Genomic DNA, 18,971 nt, shown 5'->3' on the forward strand with positions numbered 1-18,971 from the left:
GCGCATGCGGCCAATTCGCTAGGAGTTGAGTGTGCCGATGGACTCGGTGATCAGTGCCACGAGTTCTGCTTCCTCGGCCAGGTCGTGCGGCCTGATGGTGATGCCGGAACCGACGTAGTAGAACGCGGCGCGCACCTGCTCCACGTCGATTCCCAGCAGGCGCGCCCAGCCCAACCGGTAGACGGCCAGCTGCAGCGACTTGCTGCGCAGGTCCTCCCCACGCGGCACCCTCCCGGTTTTCCAGTCGACCAGCAGCCACGAGCCGTCGGGCTCCTGGAACACCGCGTCGATGCGGCCACGAACACTGACCGGACCGATCCTCGTCTCGATGGCCGCCTCCACATGGGCAGGCTGGCGGTGGGCCCACTCGGACTTGAGGAACGCGTCCTTCATCTCCTCCAGGTCCAGCGCCTCATCGATGTATGCGTCGGCGGCGCCCATGAATTCGCCGAGGTCAAGCATCCCCGTGGAATCGAAGTACTCCTCGAGCCACGCGTGGAATGCCGTGCCTCGGCGCGCCGCGGTTCCCGGGCGTCGGGGAACGGGCCGCCGCAGGTCATCCAGCACGGCTTGGGCGTCGGTGGCCAGTTCGACGAACACCGAGGCCCGGACGTGCTTGGGCACGCTGGTGGTCCGCACTTCGGCGGCCTCCGCTGCCATCCTGGCCACCAGCAGCTTCGTTTCTTTGAGCCACGCCTCGCCGATGGGCGTCTGCCAGGAAGCGTCCACGTCCCCGGGGACAGCTGCGGACCCGCCGTCGCGTGGTTCCGCGGACTCTTCCGCCGCCGCGCTGCCCGCTTCATCGGCAGGCGCATCGGGTGCGGAGACCGGGAGCCCCGCGGCGGCGAGCACCGATCTGGCGGCGGCCTCGAGTGCGGCACGGCGACCCGGCGGGCGGGGCCGAACAGTTCCCCCGCCGACCACGACGGGTCCTTCCAGCGGGTCGTAGGGCCAGCGGGCCTCGAGCGGTTCCTCACGGAACGGGTTGGCTTCCGGAGCATGGTCGTCCTCGACCCAGGTCGTGATGTGCGCCGAGGCCGTCGGCCCCTCGGCCAGCGGCAGCATGTCGCCCAGGAACCCCGAGGGTTCGGTCATCTTGGTCCGGGTTCCGGTCCAGACCGTGGCCGAGCAGATCAGCAGGCTCTTGGCGCGGGTCAGTGCCACGTAAGCCAGGCGCCGCTCTTCCATTTCGGCGTGTGCCAGGACCTCGGACTTGAACATGCCTTCGGCCTTGACCGCGTCGAAGAGCGATTCCTGGTCGGTGTCCCACTGCGGGAGGTCGTGTTTGTCCCCGCGCAGCGGCCAAGGAAGTGCAGCGTCCCCGCTGGTCCAGCGCGAGTCGTTGGAACTGGGGAAGATTCCGTCGTTCATGCCCGTCACGGCCACCACGTCCCACTCCAGCCCCTTGGAGGCGTGGATTGTCAGCAGCTGTACGGCTTCCGGGTTCGACTCCGCCTGCACGATCGCCAGGCCGCCTTCCTTTTCGGCGGCGGCCTCAAGCCAGGTGAGGAACCCGGCCAGGTCTACGCGAAGGGAGGAACGCCCGTAGTCCTGGGCGATGTCGGCGAACGCGTCCAGGTGGCGACGGGCTTCGTGGATGCCGACGCCCGGCTTGGCGGCGACCTCCAGGTCAAGGCCCATGGCACGCTCGGTTTCGCGCAGCAGCGTTTCAAGGTCGTCGTCGATGAAGCCGCGCAGGTAGCGCAGCTCGTCGCGCAACTTGGTCAGCCGGGTGAGCGCCTCGGGGCTCAGCGCGCGCCCGTCGCCGCTGACCCAGTCGCGGTGCGGCAGGTAGTCAAGGGCCTCGACCAGGCTGGCGGCGTCGTTGAGCTCCGCGCGTGCCTCGGCGCGGATGGTTTCCTCGGCATCGTCGGGACGCTCGAGGTTTTCGGAGCCACCGTCCCTGAGCGCGAACTCCCGGCGTCGGGCCAGGAAGCGCGACCAGTCGGCGAATGCCATGAGGTCGGCTGGGCCGATGCGCCAGCGGGCGCCGGAAATCAGCCTCAGCAGGTGGTCGGACCGGTTGGGGTCCACCAGCACGTTGAGCGTTGCCACCAGATCGGTGACCTCCGGCATGCTCAACAGTCCGCCGAGGCCGAGGATCTCGTACGGGATCCCCGCATCCTCCAACCCGCGCGCGACAGGGGTCAGTTGGGAGCGGGTGCGGCAAAGCACTGCCATGGTCGGGTGCTTGCCGTGCAACTTGGTGAAAGAGTCGCGCTCGGCGATGAAGCGCTGGGCCAGCGCCGCGGCTTCCGCCGCGCCCGTGGCATGGCGGGCCAGCTCGACCACGCCGGTTCCTGCGAAGGCGCTGGGTTTCAGCGAGGGCACGGCGATGCCGGAGGCGGAGGCGGAATTCAGCCGGGCGGAAACGGCGTTTGCCGCCTCCAGCACGTTGACCGAGTTGCGCCAGGCGGTGCTCAGGTAGGCGACGGAGGCCGGGCGTCTACCCTCGTCCGCGACCGCCGGGAACACCGTCGGGAAGCGGAAAAGCTGCCCGGCGCTGGCGCCGCGGAAGCCGTAGATCGACTGGTTGGGGTCACCGACAGCGGTCAGGGCATGTCCGCCGCCGAAGATCGAGGAGAAAAGGACCATCTGCGCGTGCGAGGTGTCCTGGAACTCGTCGAGCAGCACCACCTTGAACTTGGCGCGCTCCCCCTCCGAAGCTTCGGGGACCTCCTGGGCGATCCTGGCCGCCAGCGCCACGAGGTCGCCGTAGTCCAGGGCCCCTCGTGCGGCCTTCGCCCGGGCATAGTCCACTGCCAGTTCGGCGATGGTGGAGCGGGTGCGCAGCTTGTCCAGCAGCTTGCGTGCCTCCAGCGACGGCGCGGCCTGCTTGTCCACCCGGTAGGGCAGCGACTCGAGCCTCTCCACCAGGTCGTCGATCCAGGCCTTGGCGTCGACGGGCGGCATCAGGTGCTCGGCGCATTCCCCGGCGAACGTGACGACGGCGTCGATCAGCGTGTTCTTCGACGAGGCGAGGTGTTCGTAGTCCCCGGTGTAACCTTCCACGACGGCGGCCGCGACCTGCCAGGCCTGAGCGGTGCCCAGCAGCGCGGTGTCTGATTCCACACCGATACGCAGCCCGTGCTCCTTCACAATGGTGTTGGCGTAGGAGTGGTAGGTGGAGACGCTTGGATCCAGAAGCCCCTCGCCGTCTTCGAGTTCCAGCAGCCCGGAACGTGCGAGCTTTTCCAGCTGCCCGCGGATGCGCTGGGCCAGCTCGCCGGCGGCCTTGCGGGTGAACGTCACGCCGAGGATCTCCTCGGGGCGCACCAGCTTGTTGGCCACCAGCCAGATGACCCGGTCGGCCATGGTGGCGGTCTTGCCCGAGCCGGCTCCGGCAATGACCAGCAGCGGTTCGAGCGGCGAGGAGATGATCGCGGATTGCTCGGCGGTCGGCTGGTGCTGCCCAAGCAGGTCTGCGAGCTCCTCCGGGGTGTAGATGCGCTCCGGGCTGTGCTCCCCGGCCGTGGCTACCTGGGGTTCGGTCATGGGGCGGTTCACGGCTCGGTCACCTGTTTTCCTTCGCTGCAGAGCGGACAAATGCTGGGCAGGCGGCAGTTGCTGCCGCTGCGTCCTCCGCGGGCAGGATCGTGCCGGCTGAGGAAGTCGGCCTCTCCCATGAGTTCGGCGGCCCGGAGCACCATGGGGGTGGCCCAGTCCTCGTCGGCGATCGGCGGCTGGGCTTGCTCGCGTGGGCTCTTGGTGCTGGTGCCTAATTGCACCAGGGAGGCACCGGCCGGCTGCGTTGTCAGCACCTCGGAGGTCTTGCCTGCGAGCGCGCCGTTGATGACTGCGGCCTGGTAGGCACCGAGCTGCGGATGGCGCTCGACGTCCTTTCCGCTGGGCTGGGACTTTCCTGTCTTGAGGTCGACGACCCAGGGGTTTCCGGCCTCGTCGGCCTCAACCCTGTCCACCACGCCGCGCAGCAGCGCATCGCGCTTGGCGCCCTGGATCGTGACGTCGAACGGGATTTCCCGGCCGATGAGCCGGCGGTTTTCCCCCCGCATCATGATCGAGTACTGGGCGAGCTTCTTGAGCATGGCCTCGGCGCGTTCGCGGTCGCGCGCGCCCTCCCAGTTCTCCGGCATCTCGAGTTCCGGCCATCGGCCGTCGAGGACCTGCAGGTATTCACCGCCGCTGGCTTCGGGGTGCTCCTCGGCGATCGAGTGGACCAGGGTGCCGAGGCTCCGTGCGAAATCTGTAGCCGCTTCGCCGCCGGCCGCCTGCACGAACCAGTTCAGCGGCGAGTTCATGACCGATTCCACCTTGGAGGGGGAAACCTTGACCGGCTCCCCCGGGGGTGTGACGGGCCCGTGGCTGGTTGCTTCCTGCAGTCCCCACCAGCTGTTCGGGTGGACGCCGCGGACAGGGAAGGGCGCCCGGAGCAACATGGCCAGGGATCCTGCCGCATCGGCGTGCAGCGGGGCCCGCTCCGGGTCAAGCGCCGTGGCCTCCGCGGCCTGGCGCAATTCGGCGACAAGCGCGCCGAGCGTGCGCGGTCGGGGCACGAAGACCGTGCGCCGGGGCTCCAGCGCGCCGTGCGGGTCCACCGTGTCCAGGAATGAGGAAGGCTGCGAGTCCTCCGAGGAGACGGCGATGCAGATGACCTTGTGGCGCGCCCGGGAGAGCGCATTGGCGAAGGTGCGCATTTCGTCGGCACGTGTTTCACGCAGGCGGGCGGCGATGCTGCGGGTGGGCAGGATCTGCGGGCCGTGCTCGATGACGTCGCTGAGCGCACCGCCGCCGAGCAGTTCACCACGCAACCGGGTGTTGGGCCAGATGCCCTCCTGCATGCCGGGGATCAGCACCAGGTCCCATTCCCGTCCGGCTGCGGCAGCAGTGGTGAGCACCTGCACTGAGGCGGCGGACCCGCCGCGGTTGGCCAGGGTGTCCATAGGGAGTTCCTGGCCCAGCACGTGGTCGACGAACTGCTGCACGCTGGAGCCTGGGAGCTGGTCGACGAAGCGTTCGGCGCCCTGGAAGATGGCGAGCATCGCATCGAGGTCGTGGTCCGCGCGGGATCCGAGCACACCTCCGGCCAGTGCGGCCCCCGTCCACTTTTCGGCCATGCCGCTGGCGGCCCACAGCGCCCACAAGGCGGTTTCGGCGTTGACGTTGGGCCCGGCAAGTTCGCCCTTGAGTGCTTGGTACATTCGGGCCAGGCGCCTGGCACCCGCCGCCTCACGGCCCATGGTCTCCAGCAAGGGAAGCTCTTCGAGCATTCCGGCCAGCAGGTCGGCGCTGGAGCGTTGCCCGCCCCCGGCCACCTCGTGGCGTCGCAACCCCTGGCGCAGCCTGCGCACATCCAGGGCAGTGGCGTTCGCATAGCGGGACATTAAAAGTTCCTGGAGCAACAGCGGGTCCGGGATCTTCTCCGGGTCCAAGGCCAGCTGCATCAGGTCAAGCAGCGGACGCACCGCAGGTTCCTCGCGCAGCGGGGTTTCAGCGGGCGGGGTGTTCACCGCGATTCCGGTGCCGGCCAGGTACTTGGCCATGGCCCTGACCTGCCCGCCGTTGCGCAGCACGACCGCCATCGAATCCAGTGGCCGGTCGTTCATCAGGTGTTCCTCGAGCAACCGCTGGGCTACCAGGCGCTGTTCGTGGATGGGCGAGTCGACGAGCAGGATTTCCAAGGCAGCCGCTGCGCCGTCGCCGTCCTGGTCGGCAGGTTCAGGTCCGTCGGTTCCGGCGCCGGCGGGCCGGGTTTCCCCGACCTCGGCCGCCGGTTCCACCAGCGTCCGCCCTGCGGCGCCGGCCGAGACCGGGATGCGGCGTGCCACCAGCTCCCAGGCCCGGGCCAGGCCCGGGTTCAGCCGGTAGGAGGTTGCCAGTTCGAGTGTGCGTGCCGGGGAGTCCGCCGTGCCGTGGAGCGTGCCGAAGTCGCCCAGCAGGTCCGGGCGCGCGCCACGGAAACCCTGGACGACGTTGTCGGGCACGGCGAAGGCAACGAGGTCGCGCCCGCGGGCCAACATGGACAGCAGCCGTTGCTGCGCCGGATTGGCCTCCTGCAGGTCATCGACCATGACCAGCCTCAGCCGCTCGTGCTCGGCGGCGAGGAATTCCGGGTTCGATTCCAGCAGGTATGCCGCCTCGGCGATCAGCCCCGCGGGGTCGAATGCCTCGGCGCTGCCCAGATCCAACAGGTCCCGGTACTCCTGGTAGAACTGCGCTGCGGCAACCCACTCGGGGCGATCCAACGCCTCGCCGAGGTCCTGCAGTTCCCCCGCATCGAGCCCATGCTCGGAGACACGGTCGAAAAGTTCACGCAATTCCTTGCGGAAGCCGCGCGTGCCCACGGCTTCGCCCAGGGACGCGGGCCACTGCGGCGCCGGGGTGAATCCCTGGGCATGGCCTTCGAGAAGGTGCCCGATCAACGTGTCCTGTTCGGGGCCCGAAAGCAGCCGAGGTGGGCGCTGCAACTGTGGCAGCAGCCCACCGAGCCTCGCCCGGCGGATCAGGTCGAAGGCGTAGGCGGACCAGGTGCGCACCGCGGGTTCGGAGAAGGTCTTCGTCGTGCCGGCTGAGAGGTCGTCGCGCAGCTGGGCAGCGGCAATTCTGGTCGGCGAAAGCACCAGGAGGTGTTCCGGCTCCAGCCCACGGTCAAGCCGTGCAGTCAACATGCGCAGCAGCGTCGTGGTTTTCCCGGTGCCCGGCGCACCGAGCACCAGGACCGGGCCGTGCCCGGAAACCATGTCTATCAGTACCTGCTGGGCGGGGTCCGCGGCGTAGGCCGCCCCGCCCGGGGCGGCACCGTGCCCGGCGGTCCCGGTATCCGTCGTCGGGGAATCCATCATGCGGGAATTCATGCTCTCCATCAGATCAGGGGTGTACGACGTTTAGGGATCGGCAGCGTGGCCGCAACTTCGTCGATGCGCCGGTGGGAAGCTTCATCGGGCTCCCACCTTGCAGTCTTCATGTGAACACCGGAACCGCGGCGCGGCGTTCCTTCGGCGAGCCAGCGCTCCTCAGCCTGCCGGTTCAGCTCCGCAGGCAGACTGCCGTCCGCCCGAAGCACCCGCCACCAGCACACGGCCGACCCGGACCTGGACATGGCCTTGCCCACCTGGCGCGGGCCGCCGGAACCCAACAACTCTGCAATGTCCCCGTAGGAGAGCACCCTGCCCGACGGAATCAAGGCGGCCACCTCCAGCACCGCTTCCTCGTAGTGGGGTCGGCTGCCGTTTTCCTGCTGCCCGACGGCAGAGCTTTGCACCATGCATCAAATCTATCGGGCTTCGGCCCCTGGCCGGCAATGTGCCGCATCGGCGCACGGCAGCGGTGTCGCGCGCCAAAGTGTCCGCGATCCCCGGTAGCGTTGTTTCATGACTTCCTGGCATACACTCCCCCGCGCCGCATTCGACCTTGAAACCACCGGGCGCGATCCGCTCGATGCCCGCATCGTCACGGCGTCGATCGTCGTCGTCAATGGACGCTCCGAAATCCTGCAGGCCAAGGAATGGCTGGTGAACCCCGGGGTGCCGATCCCGGTAGAGGCCAGCGAGATCCACGGCATCTACACCGCCCAGGCACAGGCCGAGGGCATGGACGCCGCAACCGCCGTTGCGGAAATCTCCGCCTACCTTGCCGACCTGTTCGAGACAATGCCGGTCATGGCCTTCAACGCAGCCTACGACTTCACCGTGCTGGACCGCGAGGCACGGCGCCACGGTGTTGCGCCTCTGGCGCCCGGCCCGGTCATCGACCCCTACATCATGGACAAGCAGGTCGACAGGTACCGCCGCGGCAAGCGCAACCTCTCGGTGATGAGCGAGTTCTACGGAGTCCCGCTGGTCAACGCCCACACGTCGCAGGCCGATGCTGCGGCCACCATCGGCATTGCGGATGCGCTGGCCACCAAGTACCCCAAGCTGCAGATAGACCCGCGTGAACTCCACGGAGCCCAGGTTTCATGGGCCGCGGAACAGGCGGCAAGCCTCCAGGAGTTCTTCCGCCGCAAGGACCCGGCAGCGGTTGTCGACGGCCAGTGGCCGGTGCGCGACTAACAGCAAAGCCCGGCCGGAGTCCGTCCGGCGCCTTCCCAGCAATCCAACGGCACCCGGTGAACGTGATTCAGTTCACCGGGTGCCGTTGTGCCTTGGCCCAACTCGCAGCACGCCGTGGCGCCGTCGAATTCTTCGACAAAGCGCCCCTTCCTGCAACGATTCGATGGCAGCATCGCGGTTGCGACCTGCCCGGCGCGCAATATTACGCCAAATGGCCAAGATTACGCCGCGATCGTTCGACAGTGTTTCAATATGTAGTACCGTATTTGCCTTCCGATTGCCGAGGACACCCCTTTTGATCACAGTTACAGACCTGCGCAAGGTCTACCAGCAGGGCGACCGCACCGTCGTCGCCCTCGACGGTGTCTCCTTGCACGTTGATGCCGGCCAGATTCACGGCATCATCGGCCATTCCGGGGCCGGAAAGTCGACGCTGGTGCGTTGCCTGACCCTGCTGGATCGCCCCACTTCCGGGTCCGTTGCAGTGAACAACAAGGAACTCGCCAACGTCTCGGATGCCGACCTGCGCACCGCGCGCCGCCGCATCGGAATGGTCTTCCAGCACGCAAACCTGATGGACTCGCGCACCACCGCGCAGAACGTTGCCTTCCCGCTGGAACTCATTGGCACCCCGAAGGCCAAGATCGCCGCAAAGGTCGCCGACCTGCTGGAACTGGTGGGCCTTGCGAAGTTTGCCGATGCCTACCCGTCACAGCTCTCCGGCGGCCAGCGCCAGCGTGTGGGCATAGCCCGAGCCCTGTGCTCGGATCCCGATGTGCTGCTTTGCGACGAACCAACAAGTGCCCTGGACCCGAAGACCACCGACGAGATCCTCGAACTCATCAAGTCGGTGCGCGACAGGTTGAACCTCACGGTCTTGATCATCACGCACGAGATGAACGTCGTGAAGCAGGCCTGCGACTCGGTTTCGCTGCTTGAGGCCGGCCGCATCGTCGAGCACGGCGATATCCAGAAGGTCGTCGCCGACCCGGCCGGCCGCCTCTCCCAGGCCCTGTTGCCGATGCCGGGCGACCTGCCCGACGATCTGCCCGCAGGCACCGTCATGGACCTGCTGTACTCCGGTGCCCGCGCCACGGAGCCGGTGATCTCCTCGATCGCGCGCACCTTCGACATCGATGTCAACGTGCTGGCCGGTTCCGTCGAGCACCTCGGCGAACACCAATTTGCCCACCTGCGCATCCAGCTTCCAGAAGGATCGGACATCGCCGCCATCACCACGCACCTGCTCTCCAACGGCGTCGCCGTGACCGTGAAGGAGGCCAAGTAGGACATGGACTTCCTCAACGACCTGCTGACCAATCCCGGCATCACCAAGGCCATGTGGCCTGCATTCCTCGAAACGCTGCAGATGACAGCAATTTCCGGGCTGTTTACCGTCATTGTGGGCCTGCCCTTGGGCATCCTGCTGCTGAATACCGCCAAGGGCGGACTGACCCCGAACCGGCCGCTGAACTTCGTGCTCTCGGGCGTCATCGTGAACATCACGCGTTCCATCCCGTTCGCGATCCTGATGGTTTCGCTGATCCCGTTTGCCGCAATGCTGGTCGGAACGTCCCTTGGCCCGATCGCGGCTTCCGTGTCGCTGACCATCGGCACCATCCCGTTCTTCGCACGCCTTGTCGAGACGGCCCTGCGCGAAGTCTCCGCCGGGAAGATCGACGCCGCACTCGTCATGGGTTCGACCAAGATGCAGGTCATCCGCAAGGTCCTGGTTCCCGAGGCGCTGCCCGGCATCATCGCCGCGACGACGACCACCCTGGTCACCCTGATCGGCTACTCGGCCATGGCCGGCCTCGTCGGCGGCGGCGGTCTGGGACGTCTCGCCTACAACTACGGTTTCCAGCGCTACGAACCCGCGATCATGGTCGTCACGATCGTGATCATGGTGCTGCTGGTGCAGCTCGTCCAGATCGTCGGCGACCGCGTCGCCCGTCTGGTCGACCACCGCTGACCCACCGGACGCCCCAACGGCGTCCTCGAAAATCTTCCGGCGGCCTGTCCGCCGGCGCGCAGCCAGTAGCCGCTAGCTGCGTCGGCCCCCGCGTGCCCCGTGCACCGGTTCTTCATGAAAAGGAACGCATCAAATGCGTAAGAAACTAGCTCTCGCCCTCACCGGTGTCGCCACCCTGTTCGCACTGACGGCCTGCGGCGGCAGCACTGCCACCGCCCCCAGCGCGGAAGCTTCCGCAACCTTGGACCCGGCGAACCCGACGGTCGTCAAGGTAGGCGCAAGCCCGGTCCCGCACTCGCAGATCCTCGAGTACATCGACGAGAACCTGGCCAAGGAAGCAGGCATCGACCTGGAGATCACCCAGATCGACGACTACCAGACTCCCAACCTGGCGCTGAGCGATGAATCGATCGACGCCAACTTCTTCCAGCACGTCCCGTTCTTCGAGGACCAGGTGAAGACCAAGGGCTACAAGCTCGAGCACGGTTCCGGCATCCTTCTCGAGCCGCTGACGGCGTTCTCCAAGAAGTACCAGGACTCGGCTTCGGTCGAGGACGGCGCACTCGTCGTACTGATGAACGACCCGTCCAACCAGATCCGCGGCCTGCGCGTCCTGGAAGGGGCCGGCCTGCTCAGCGGCATCGTCGACGGGGATTCCGTCCTGACCGTAGAGTCCGACGAGGCCAAGAACCCGAAGCACCTTAAGTTCCAGGAAGTGAACGCCGAGCAGGTTCCGAAGTTCTACCAGGAAGACCCGACGGTCGGCATTGCCGTCGTCAACGGCAACTACATCGTCCAGGCGAAGCTGAACAAGGACGAGGTCATCGCCGTGGAGCCGACCAAGGACAACCCGAACGCCAACATCCTGGCCTGGCGCGAGGGCGGGAAGACCGCTGCCGTTGCCAAGCTCGATGAGCTGCTTCATTCCGACGAGGTCCGCACCTACATCAAGACCACCTGGCCTGAAGGCGACGTCATCCCGGCCTTCTAGGTCCGTACCGACGTACCACCAGAGGTTCCAGGTTGGTGCGGCGGCCCCGGCCGCCGCACCGCCACCCGGGGTGCGGTCTCCCGTTGACGAGGCGCACCCGCTTTTCCATCGCAGTACCCCCGCGAGGCACACCGTGCCTCCCCGTGGTTTTCCGGCGGCCCACCCACCGCCGGCGCGCAGCCAGTAGCCGCTAGCTGCGTTAGTCGCCCTGTGTCGCAAAACACCGGGTCCAGATGAAAAGGAAACGCATCAATATGCGTAAGAAACTCGCACTCGCCCTGACCGGCGCAGCAACGTTGTTCGCACTGACGGCTTGCGGCGGTGGCTCTGCCACCACCCCCAGCGCGACTCCCTCCGCTGGCGTCTCCTCCGCACCGACTGTCGTCAAGGTAGGCGCAAGCCCGATCCCGCACGCACAGATCCTCGAGTTCATCGATGAGAACCTGGCCGCGAAGAACGGCATCGACCTGGAAATCACCGAAATCGACGACTACCAGACGCCGAACATCGCCCTGGCGGACAAGACCCTTGACGTGAACTTCTTCCAGACCGAGGCCTACCTGGCCGACCAGGAAAAGACCAAGGGCTACAAGTTCGACCACGGTGCCGGCGTCCACGTCGAACCGCTGACCGCCTTCTCCAAGAAGTTCAAGGACGTTGCCTCGGTCGCCGAGGGCACCACCGTTGTGCTGAACAACGACCCGGTCAACCAGCTGCGCGGCCTGCGCGTGCTTGAAACCGCAGGTCTGCTCAACGGCCTGGTCGACGGTGACTCCGCACTGTCCATCCAGGACGACACGGCCAAGAACCCGAAGAAGCTGAAGTTCCAGGAAGTGAACTCCGAGCAGGTTCCGAAGTTCTACCAGGAAGACCCGGCAGTCGGCATCGCCATCGTCAATGGCAACTACATCGTCCAGGCCAAGCTGAACAAGGACGAGATCCTGGCCCAGGAAGAGGCAGTAAACAACCCGAACGCCAACTTCCTGACCTGGCGCGAAGGCGAATCGACCGAGGCCATCGCCAAGCTCGAGGAGCTGCTGCACTCGGACGAAGTCCGCGAGTACATCAAGACCACCTGGACCGACGGAAGCGTCCTTCCGGCCTTCTAGGCTCCCGGGTTTTCCGCATACGGGAAGCACGCCTTGGCGCTGTCTCCCTGCCCTTCCGGGCAGGGAGACAGCGCTTTCTTGTTCCCCGGGCACGCCCCCGCCCGGCGTTTGGCAGGAACCCGCCCCGCCAACCTGTTTCACGAGCGCATCCAGTGCTAGCATGTGCCCACGAGCCCGTCCCGGATGCCACTCGCAGCGTCCGGAGCCGCTCAGGACCCCGGCCGTGATGGCGCGGTCGAGGCCCCCTGCAAGGACAAATCCGAGTGGCCGAGGCCGGCCACGGTCAATGGGGGTGGCCCGGTGTCACGGAAGTTCGTTGCGTTTTGGGGAGCCCTTGAGGCGCTGGTTCTCGTTGGTGCGATCAGTGGCTGGCCAATGGCCGGCAGCCCGTCGGACTCGCCACCGAGGCAAGTGGTGGCAGCGCATCAACCGGCCACCGGAAACCCTCCGAACACCGTGCAGCCAATGAAGACCGGGCAGCCGACAAAATCCCATCCGGAACGGACCGCCGCAGGCAATGCCTCCGGACCTCAAATCACCGCGATGAGTTTCAACATCCTGACCGCACTCCGGCACCAGGACGACAGGCCGTGGGACAAACGACGCTCCGCCGTGGCCAAAACGATCGTCTCCCATGCAGCGGATGTCCTGGGCGTCCAGGAAGCGTCGATCACCCGCGATTGGGAAGACAACGACGATGACATCCCGCAGTGGGAGAGCCTGCGCCGGGCGCTTGCCAAGAAGGGGTACGGCCACGCCCTCACCGGTTCGGACGGCAAGTACGAGGACTGCGGCAGGAAGGACTGCTCGTCCGACGAGGCGAAACAGTTCGGCCTGCACATCTTTTACAAGAAGGCGGCGCTCGAACCCGTCGGAGCCGGCGGGATGGTCAATGTGGACAACGACTGGTGCGAATGGGACGACCGCGCCATGGTCTGGCAGTTCTTCCGTACGCGGAGCAATCCTTCGAGTACGTTCCTGGCGGTGAACACCCACCTGGACTCCGAGGGCATCACCGAGCGCGGGGATTTCGAGCGCTGCCGCAACGGGCAGGTCAAGAACATCCTCAAGGCGGTGCGAACCTCGATCAATCCGCAGGGCCTGCCGGTGGTCCTCATGGGCGACCTGAACTCCTACGCCTACCAGAAACCGGTGAAGACCCTGCTCAAGAACGGTTTCATGGACACCGCGAACGCCGCCGGCCCGCACAAGAACACCAGCTTCAACAGTTTCCACGGATTCAAGAACCCTCCCCCGCGGGTCCCCGGCCGCCGGATCGACTACATCATGGTCACCAAGGGCATCGGGGTCAAGAGCTGGGAACTGGTCGTGAAGACCGATCCCCGCACGGGCCGGCTCAAAGGCAAGGTGCCCTCGGACCACTATCCGCTCATGGCGGTGCTCACTGTTCCGGGGCCCGCTGTCGCGGCCCCCGAACCGCCCCCAGACCGTTGGCTCTGCGGTACCGCCTTCCCCGCGGCACTGCGCCTGAGCTGCTACTGATCCCCTGACGGGGCCCATCGGGCGTCCCAGCCGCGGCGCAGACTCGCGGTGTCCTCGGGTGCCGAGGGACCCGGACGTCTGGTGGACGGCAGGCCACCACGCCGGGTATGGCGGGTACGGAAAAGCGCCGGCACCCTGTTCTGGATCGCAGAAGCAGTACCGGCGCTTTCGCCTGGTCAATACCTTGTGGCCGCACCCCTGTGGCGTGCGGCGCCCTTACGTTGAGACGGGCTCTTCGACCTTTTCCATGGCTGCGACCTGGTCGGCGTACTTCTCGTTCAGGCGCGAGTGGCGCCGTCCGTAGCCGAAGTAGATCGCCACGCCCAGCACCAGCCACCCCGCGAAGTAGATCCAGGTCTCAACAGCCAGGTTGAACATCAGGTAGGTGCACAACAAGGCCGAAACGACAGGGATGACCGGGCCGAACGGCACACGGAAGGCGGGCTTCAGGTCCGGGCGCTTGCGGCGCAGGACGATGATGCCCAGACTGACCATCACGAACGCGGACAGCGTGCCGATGTTGATCATTTCCTCGAGCACGTCCACACGGGTGAAGCCTGCCGCGAATGCCACGAGGGCACCGCAGATGACGGTGATCCGCACGGGGGTTCCGCGCTTGGCGCTGGTCTTGGACAGCGAGTAGGGCAGCAGCCCGTCGCGGCTGATGGCCAGCACCACGCGCGAGAGGCCCATGAGCAGCACCATGATCACGGTGGTCAGGCCGATCAGTGAACCGACGGCGATCACCGAGGCGGCCCCTTCGTTGCCCACCAGCGAGAACGCTGTGGCAAGGTTCGGGGTTTCGACGGCGGCGAGGTCAGTGTAGGAGACCATGCCGGTCAGCGCGAGCGAGACGCCCACGTAGAGCAGCGTGGTCAGGGCCAGGCCCGCAAAAATGCCACGCGGCAGCGTCTTGCTCGGGTTCTTGACCTCCTCGGCGCTGGTGGCGACGACGTCGAACCCGACGAAGGCGAAGAACACCAGTGCGGCGCCCGCGAAGACGCCCATCATGCCGTACTGCGCCGGGGCTGCCCCAGTGGCGAAGGCGAAGAGGGACTGCTTGAGCACCTCGGTGGTGCCGTCACCCGCAGCCGGTACGGCGTCGGGGACGAACGGCGTGTAGTTCTCCACCTTGACGTAGAAGAACCCGGCGACGATGACAAAGAGCACCACCGCGATCTTGATGACGGTGAAGATGTTGCCGACCGTGGCTGACAGCTTGGTGCCCATGACGAGCAGCAGCGTGAACAGCGCAACGATCAGCAACGGCCCCCAGCTCATGGTGACGATGCCTAGGTCGATGGTGGGTGAGAGGTGTACTCCCACGAGCTGGAAGACTTCGGTGAGGTAGATACCCCAGTACTTGGCGATCACCGCAGCCGCGGTGAACAATTCGAGGATCAGGTTCCACCCGATGATCCACGCGATGAACTCGCCCATGGTGGCGTAGGAAAACACGTAGGCCGAACCTGCGACGGGGATCGCCGTCGCAAATTCCGCGTAGCACATGATCGCCATGGCGCAGGTAAGCGCGGCGATCACAAACGAAAGCGTGACTGCCGGGCCGGCGAAGTTGGCCGCCGCCCGTGCACCCACGGAAAAGATTCCGGCGCCCACCGATACTGCCACACCCATGATCATCAGATCCCAGGTGTTCAGGGTCCGCTTGAGCTGGCGACCCGGCTCTGCGGCATCCGCCAAGAAACTCTCGACGGGTTTTGTACGAAATAGGCTCACTATGATCCCCTGGACAATGAAACGCGAAAACTAACCGACCAAGCCTAGCCGTGCCGCCTTGGCGGGGATTCCGCTGCCCGGAGTCCGGCCGAGTCTGGAGCCGGGCGGTCCGGGGCGGAGCAGCCAACCGCACCGTCAACCCACAGTGGCTAACAATCTCATGTTGACTTGGGTCTTTGTGCGATACTAGTGGGGCTCCGCCAGGTTGCGCCGTCCGACTCGCAGCCTCCGGCGCGATGCCCGGCCACGGCGACCCACGTGAGCCAGAACTCACCGCCAGGGCTCGCGGTGACGCCGTGCGGGCGGTCCCGCTTACCTCGCGTCAGCCACGGAACGCAGGATGCTCCCCGGGTTCCCTTCTCGCGCTTGCGGTGTCGGGGAACCCGGGGAGCATCCGGGGGTACTGCTGTCGGGCCTTGTCTACGGGGCTTCGGGGGTCGCTGCCGCTGCCGCGCGGGCCGCAGCCGGGAGGGCCGCGAAGATCTTCTCCATGGCCGTATCGTCGTGGGCCGAGGACAGGAACCAGGCCTCGAAGACGCTCGGCGGCAGGTAGATGCCCGAGGAGAGCATCGAGTGGAAGAACGGCGCGTAGCGGTAGGCTTCCTGCGCCTGCGCCTGCGCGTAGTTGTGCACCCCGTGCTCGGAGGTTCCGAAGGCGACGGAGAACAGGTTTCCCGCACGCTGGATGGAGTGGTCAACGCCGGCGTCGTCCAGGGCCGAGACCAGCGCGGCCTGGAGTTCCAGGGACTTCGCGTCGATGAGCGCGTAGACCTCTTCGGTGGCGTGGGTGAGCTGGGCGATGCCCGCGGCCATGGCCACCGGGTTCCCCGACAGCGTGCCGGCCTGGTAGACCGGGCCCAGCGGGGCCAGGTGGTCCATGACCTCGGCGCGGCCGCCGAGCGCGGCGGTGGGCAGGCCGCCGCCGATGACCTTGCCGAAGGTGTACAGGTCAGGGGTCCAGCCCTCGGTCCGGCCGGTCAGGCCCCAGTAGCCGGCGTCGGAGGCGCGGAAGCCGGTGAGCACCTCATCCAGGATCAGCAGCGCGCCGTTGGCGCGGGTGGTCTCGGCCAGGAACTTGTTGAAGCCCGCCTCCGGGGTGACCACTCCCATGTTGCAGGGTGCCGATTCGGTGATGACCGCGGCGATGTTCGCTCCGTGTTCGGCGAAGGCGGCTGTGACGGCGGCGCGGTCGTTGTAGGGCAGCACCAGGGTCTCGGCGGCTGTCGCGGCGGTGACGCCGGCGGAGCCGGGCAGCGCCAGGGTGGCCAGGCCGGAGCCGGCGGCGGCCAGCAGGCCGTCGAGGTGGCCGTGGTAGCAGCCGGCGAACTTCACGATCAGGTCGCGGCCGGTGTAGCCGCGGGCCAGGCGCACCGCGGTCATTGTCGCCTCGGTGCCGGTGGAGACCATGCGCATGCGCTCCACGCCGCCGACGCGGCCCATGACCAGCTCGGCGAGCCTGCCCTCGTCGGGCGTCGAGGCGCCGAAGGACAGGCCGCGGTCGACGGCCGCGTGCACGGCGTCCTGGATGGCCGGGTGTGCGTGGCCGAGCAGCGCCGGGCCCCACGAGCAGACGAGGTCCACGTAGGAGTTCCCGTCGGCATCGGTGAGGTAGGCCCCCTTGGCGCCGACCATGAACGGGGGCACGCCGCCGACCGAGCCGAAGGCCCGCACCGGGGAGTTCACCCCGCCGGGCATGAGCTTCCGGGCGGTGGCGAAGAGTTCTGCGGAGCTGGTCATTACTTTCCTTCTTTCAGCCACTGGGCGAGTTCACTGGCCCAGTAGGTCAACACGGTGTCGGCACCGGCGCGGCGGATGCCCAGGACGGATTCGATGATGGCGGCGCGGCGGTCGATCCAGCCGTTGGCGGCGGCGGCCTCGATCATCGCGTACTCGCCGGAGATCTGGTAGGCGGAGACCGGGACCGGGGACATGGCGGCCACGTCGGCCAGCACGTCCAGGTAGCTCATGGCCGGCTTGACCATGACCATGTCCGCGCCCTCGGCCAGGTCCAGCTCGACCTCGAGAAGCGCCTCGCGGCGGTTGGCGGCGTCCATCTGGTAGGTGCGGCGATCGCCGGTGAGCTGGGAGTCGACGGCCTCGCGGAACGGGCCGTAGAACGCGGAGGCGTACTTGGCGGCGTAGGCCAGGATCGAGACGTCCTGGTGGCCGGCGTCGTCCAGGGCCTGGCGGATGACGGCGACCTGGCCGTCCATCATGCCGGAGGGGCCGAGCATGTGGGCGCCGGCCTCCGCCTGCGCGACGGCCATGGCCCCGTAGATCTCCAGCGTGGCGTCGTTGTCCACGTTGCCCTTGGCGTCGAGCACTCCGCAGTGGCCGTGGTCGGTGAACTCGTCCAGGCAGACGTCGGACATGATGACCAGCTCGTCGCCGACCTCCGCGCGCACGGCCTCGATGCCGCGGTTCAGGATGCCGTTCGGGTCGGTGCCGGCGCTGCCCATGGCGTCGCGGGTCTCCGGGATGCCGAAGAGCATGATGCCGCCCAGGCCCAGCCCGGCGGCCTCGGCCGCGGCGGCCTTGAGCGTGTCCAGGGTGTGCTGCACGACGCCGGGCATGGAGGTGATCGGGTTGGGTTCGGCCAGGCCCTCGCGCACGAACGCGGGCAGGATGAGCTGCTGCGGGGCCAGGGTCAGCTCCGCGGAGAGGCGGCGCATGGCGGGGGTGGTGCGCAGGCGGCGTGGCCTGCGGGACGGGAAGGACATTCTTCGCTCCTTGTGAAGCTCGGGGTTGTTCAAGTTCGGGTGTTCGCGGGTGGGCGGCCGCGGGTGGGCGGCCGCGTCGCTAGCCGCTCCGGGAGGCCGCCAGCGCGGCTTCCCACGCGGCGACCATGCCCGCGGGGGTGGGCATGGCCGCGACCGCGGCAGGGACGAAGCCCCGCTCGCGCAGGCGCGTCGCGGTGCTGTCCCCGATCGCGATGAGGTCCGGCACGGCTCCCGGTGCGGGCACCGCCTCCAGGAACCTGTCAACGGTGCTCGGGGACGTGAAGAAGACCGCGTCGATGCCGGGCAGGGCCGCCGCGAGGTCGGCGGCGTCCAGCAGCCGGCAGCCGGGCGGGAGGCCGGGGTCCGCGGGGTACAGGGCGCGGGCGGGGTCGGCGGGCGCCGCAACGGTGTGGTAGGCGACCACGACGTGCGCGTCCCACCCGTGGGCGGCGAACCCGTCGCGCAGCGTGGCGGAGGCGATGTCCGCCTGCGGCATGAACACGCTCGCCGGGCCGGCACGCAGGGCGCCCCAGGCGGCGAGCATGCCACGGGCCGATTGGTCGGCCGCCGGCATGAAATCGACGTTCGCGCCAAGCTCCCGCACGGCCCGCGCCGTCGCCTCTCCGACGACGGCGATGCGGGTGGCGGCCGGGATGGCCGGTTCAAGGCCCAGGGCCCTGGCCCGCAGGGTGAGCGCGCTGAGCGTGTTGACGGAGGTGAACACGCACCAGTCGAATTCGCCGGCCAGCAGCCGGCGCAGGCCGCCATCCAGTTCCGCGGTGTCGGCGGGCAGCTCGAAGTCGATGAGCCGGCACAGCGCGGCGCGCGCCCCGCGCGCGCGCAGCGCGGCGATCGTGGCGGCAGCCCGATCGGCGCTGCGCAGCAGCAGGACGGTGCGCCCCGCCAACACCCCGGGAATGGACATGGCTG

Annotated in this window: 13 protein-coding genes; 6 read left to right on the plus strand and 7 right to left on the minus strand. The window is 67.5% G+C overall.

What is annotated here, in order from left to right; genetic code table 11:
• Positions 1 to 18 precede the first annotated feature (18 nt).
• Genes ACSYDW_RS02865 through ACSYDW_RS02875 form a run of 3 tightly spaced genes read right to left on the minus strand, consistent with a single transcriptional unit; the run spans position 19 to position 7,222 of the window.
• Positions 19 to 3,495: an ATP-dependent helicase gene (locus tag ACSYDW_RS02865; RefSeq protein ID WP_438337182.1), complete on the minus strand. Its 3,477-nt coding sequence runs from the start codon at positions 3,493 to 3,495 to the stop codon at positions 19 to 21.
• 8 nt (positions 3,496 to 3,503) lie between these two features.
• The gene (locus tag ACSYDW_RS02870) at positions 3,504 to 6,800 is read right to left on the minus strand and encodes an ATP-dependent helicase (protein ID WP_438337183.1); all 3,297 of its coding nucleotides are present in this window, start codon (positions 6,798 to 6,800) and stop codon (positions 3,504 to 3,506) included.
• Positions 6,801 to 6,820: 20 nt separating this feature from the next.
• The gene (locus ACSYDW_RS02875; protein WP_438337184.1) at positions 6,821 to 7,222 is read right to left on the minus strand and encodes an MGMT family protein; all 402 of its coding nucleotides are present in this window, start codon (positions 7,220 to 7,222) and stop codon (positions 6,821 to 6,823) included.
• 106 nt (positions 7,223 to 7,328) lie between these two features.
• On the opposite strand from ACSYDW_RS02875, the gene ACSYDW_RS02880 reads away from it, so the two are divergent.
• The 6 genes from ACSYDW_RS02880 to ACSYDW_RS02905 all read left to right on the plus strand — a co-directional run bounded on the left by ACSYDW_RS02880 (position 7,329) and on the right by ACSYDW_RS02905 (position 13,584).
• Positions 7,329 to 8,009 (plus strand): 3'-5' exonuclease, encoded by a 681-nt coding sequence (locus tag ACSYDW_RS02880; protein ID WP_438337185.1) that lies wholly within the window; start codon positions 7,329 to 7,331, stop codon positions 8,007 to 8,009.
• Positions 8,010 to 8,304: 295 nt separating this feature from the next.
• On the plus strand, positions 8,305 to 9,297 hold the full coding sequence (locus ACSYDW_RS02885) for a methionine ABC transporter ATP-binding protein (RefSeq protein WP_438337186.1): 993 nt from the start codon (positions 8,305 to 8,307) through the stop codon (positions 9,295 to 9,297).
• Between the two features lie 3 nt (positions 9,298 to 9,300).
• Positions 9,301 to 9,981: a methionine ABC transporter permease gene (locus ACSYDW_RS02890; protein WP_438337187.1), complete on the plus strand. Its 681-nt coding sequence runs from the start codon at positions 9,301 to 9,303 to the stop codon at positions 9,979 to 9,981.
• A gap of 133 nt (positions 9,982 to 10,114) precedes the next feature.
• Positions 10,115 to 10,972: a MetQ/NlpA family ABC transporter substrate-binding protein gene (locus ACSYDW_RS02895; protein WP_438337188.1), complete on the plus strand. Its 858-nt coding sequence runs from the start codon at positions 10,115 to 10,117 to the stop codon at positions 10,970 to 10,972.
• A 254-nt stretch (positions 10,973 to 11,226) separates the two neighbouring features.
• Entirely contained in the window at positions 11,227 to 12,081 is an 855-nt protein-coding gene (locus tag ACSYDW_RS02900; protein WP_438337189.1) for a MetQ/NlpA family ABC transporter substrate-binding protein, read from the plus strand.
• Between the two features lie 543 nt (positions 12,082 to 12,624).
• Positions 12,625 to 13,584, plus strand: coding sequence for an endonuclease/exonuclease/phosphatase family protein (locus ACSYDW_RS02905; RefSeq protein WP_438337190.1), 960 nt, complete (start codon positions 12,625 to 12,627; stop codon positions 13,582 to 13,584).
• A 216-nt stretch (positions 13,585 to 13,800) separates the two neighbouring features.
• Here ACSYDW_RS02905 and ACSYDW_RS02910 read toward each other — a convergent pair whose 3' ends face one another.
• The 4 genes from ACSYDW_RS02910 to ACSYDW_RS02925 all read right to left on the minus strand — a co-directional run bounded on the left by ACSYDW_RS02910 (position 13,801) and on the right by ACSYDW_RS02925 (position 18,966).
• Positions 13,801 to 15,321, minus strand: coding sequence for an amino acid permease (locus ACSYDW_RS02910; RefSeq protein WP_438337191.1), 1,521 nt, complete (start codon positions 15,319 to 15,321; stop codon positions 13,801 to 13,803).
• 420 nt (positions 15,322 to 15,741) lie between these two features.
• Positions 15,742 to 17,058, minus strand: coding sequence for a glutamate-1-semialdehyde 2,1-aminomutase (hemL, locus tag ACSYDW_RS02915; protein ID WP_438337192.1), 1,317 nt, complete (start codon positions 17,056 to 17,058; stop codon positions 15,742 to 15,744).
• A complete protein-coding gene (gene hemB, locus ACSYDW_RS02920; protein ID WP_438337193.1) occupies positions 17,058 to 18,041 on the minus strand; it encodes a porphobilinogen synthase in 984 nt (327 codons plus the stop codon). The genes hemL and hemB overlap by 1 nt, the downstream gene beginning before the upstream one ends.
• A gap of 79 nt (positions 18,042 to 18,120) precedes the next feature.
• Positions 18,121 to 18,966, minus strand: a complete 846-nt coding sequence (locus ACSYDW_RS02925; protein ID WP_438337194.1) for a uroporphyrinogen-III synthase — start codon at positions 18,964 to 18,966, stop codon at positions 18,121 to 18,123.
• Positions 18,967 to 18,971: the final 5 nt, after the last annotated feature.

Source organism: Paeniglutamicibacter selenitireducens (assembly GCF_051550675.1).
Lineage (GTDB): Bacteria > Actinomycetota > Actinomycetes > Actinomycetales > Micrococcaceae > Paeniglutamicibacter.

Coding starts and splice junctions, on each gene's coding strand:
- ACSYDW_RS02865 (WP_438337182.1), bottom strand. CDS start 3,495: ATGACCGAACCCCAGGTAGCCACGGCCGGGGAGCACAGCCCGGAGCGC.
- ACSYDW_RS02890 (WP_438337187.1), top strand. CDS start 9,301: ATGGACTTCCTCAACGACCTGCTGACCAATCCCGGCATCACCAAGGCC.
- ACSYDW_RS02905 (WP_438337190.1), top strand. CDS start 12,625: ATGAGTTTCAACATCCTGACCGCACTCCGGCACCAGGACGACAGGCCG.
- ACSYDW_RS02880 (WP_438337185.1), top strand. CDS start 7,329: ATGACTTCCTGGCATACACTCCCCCGCGCCGCATTCGACCTTGAAACC.
- hemB (WP_438337193.1), bottom strand. CDS start 18,041: ATGTCCTTCCCGTCCCGCAGGCCACGCCGCCTGCGCACCACCCCCGCC.
- ACSYDW_RS02875 (WP_438337184.1), bottom strand. CDS start 7,222: ATGGTGCAAAGCTCTGCCGTCGGGCAGCAGGAAAACGGCAGCCGACCC.
- ACSYDW_RS02900 (WP_438337189.1), top strand. CDS start 11,227: ATGCGTAAGAAACTCGCACTCGCCCTGACCGGCGCAGCAACGTTGTTC.
- ACSYDW_RS02870 (WP_438337183.1), bottom strand. CDS start 6,800: ATGATGGATTCCCCGACGACGGATACCGGGACCGCCGGGCACGGTGCC.
- ACSYDW_RS02925 (WP_438337194.1), bottom strand. CDS start 18,966: ATGTCCATTCCCGGGGTGTTGGCGGGGCGCACCGTCCTGCTGCTGCGC.
- ACSYDW_RS02895 (WP_438337188.1), top strand. CDS start 10,115: ATGCGTAAGAAACTAGCTCTCGCCCTCACCGGTGTCGCCACCCTGTTC.
- hemL (WP_438337192.1), bottom strand. CDS start 17,058: ATGACCAGCTCCGCAGAACTCTTCGCCACCGCCCGGAAGCTCATGCCC.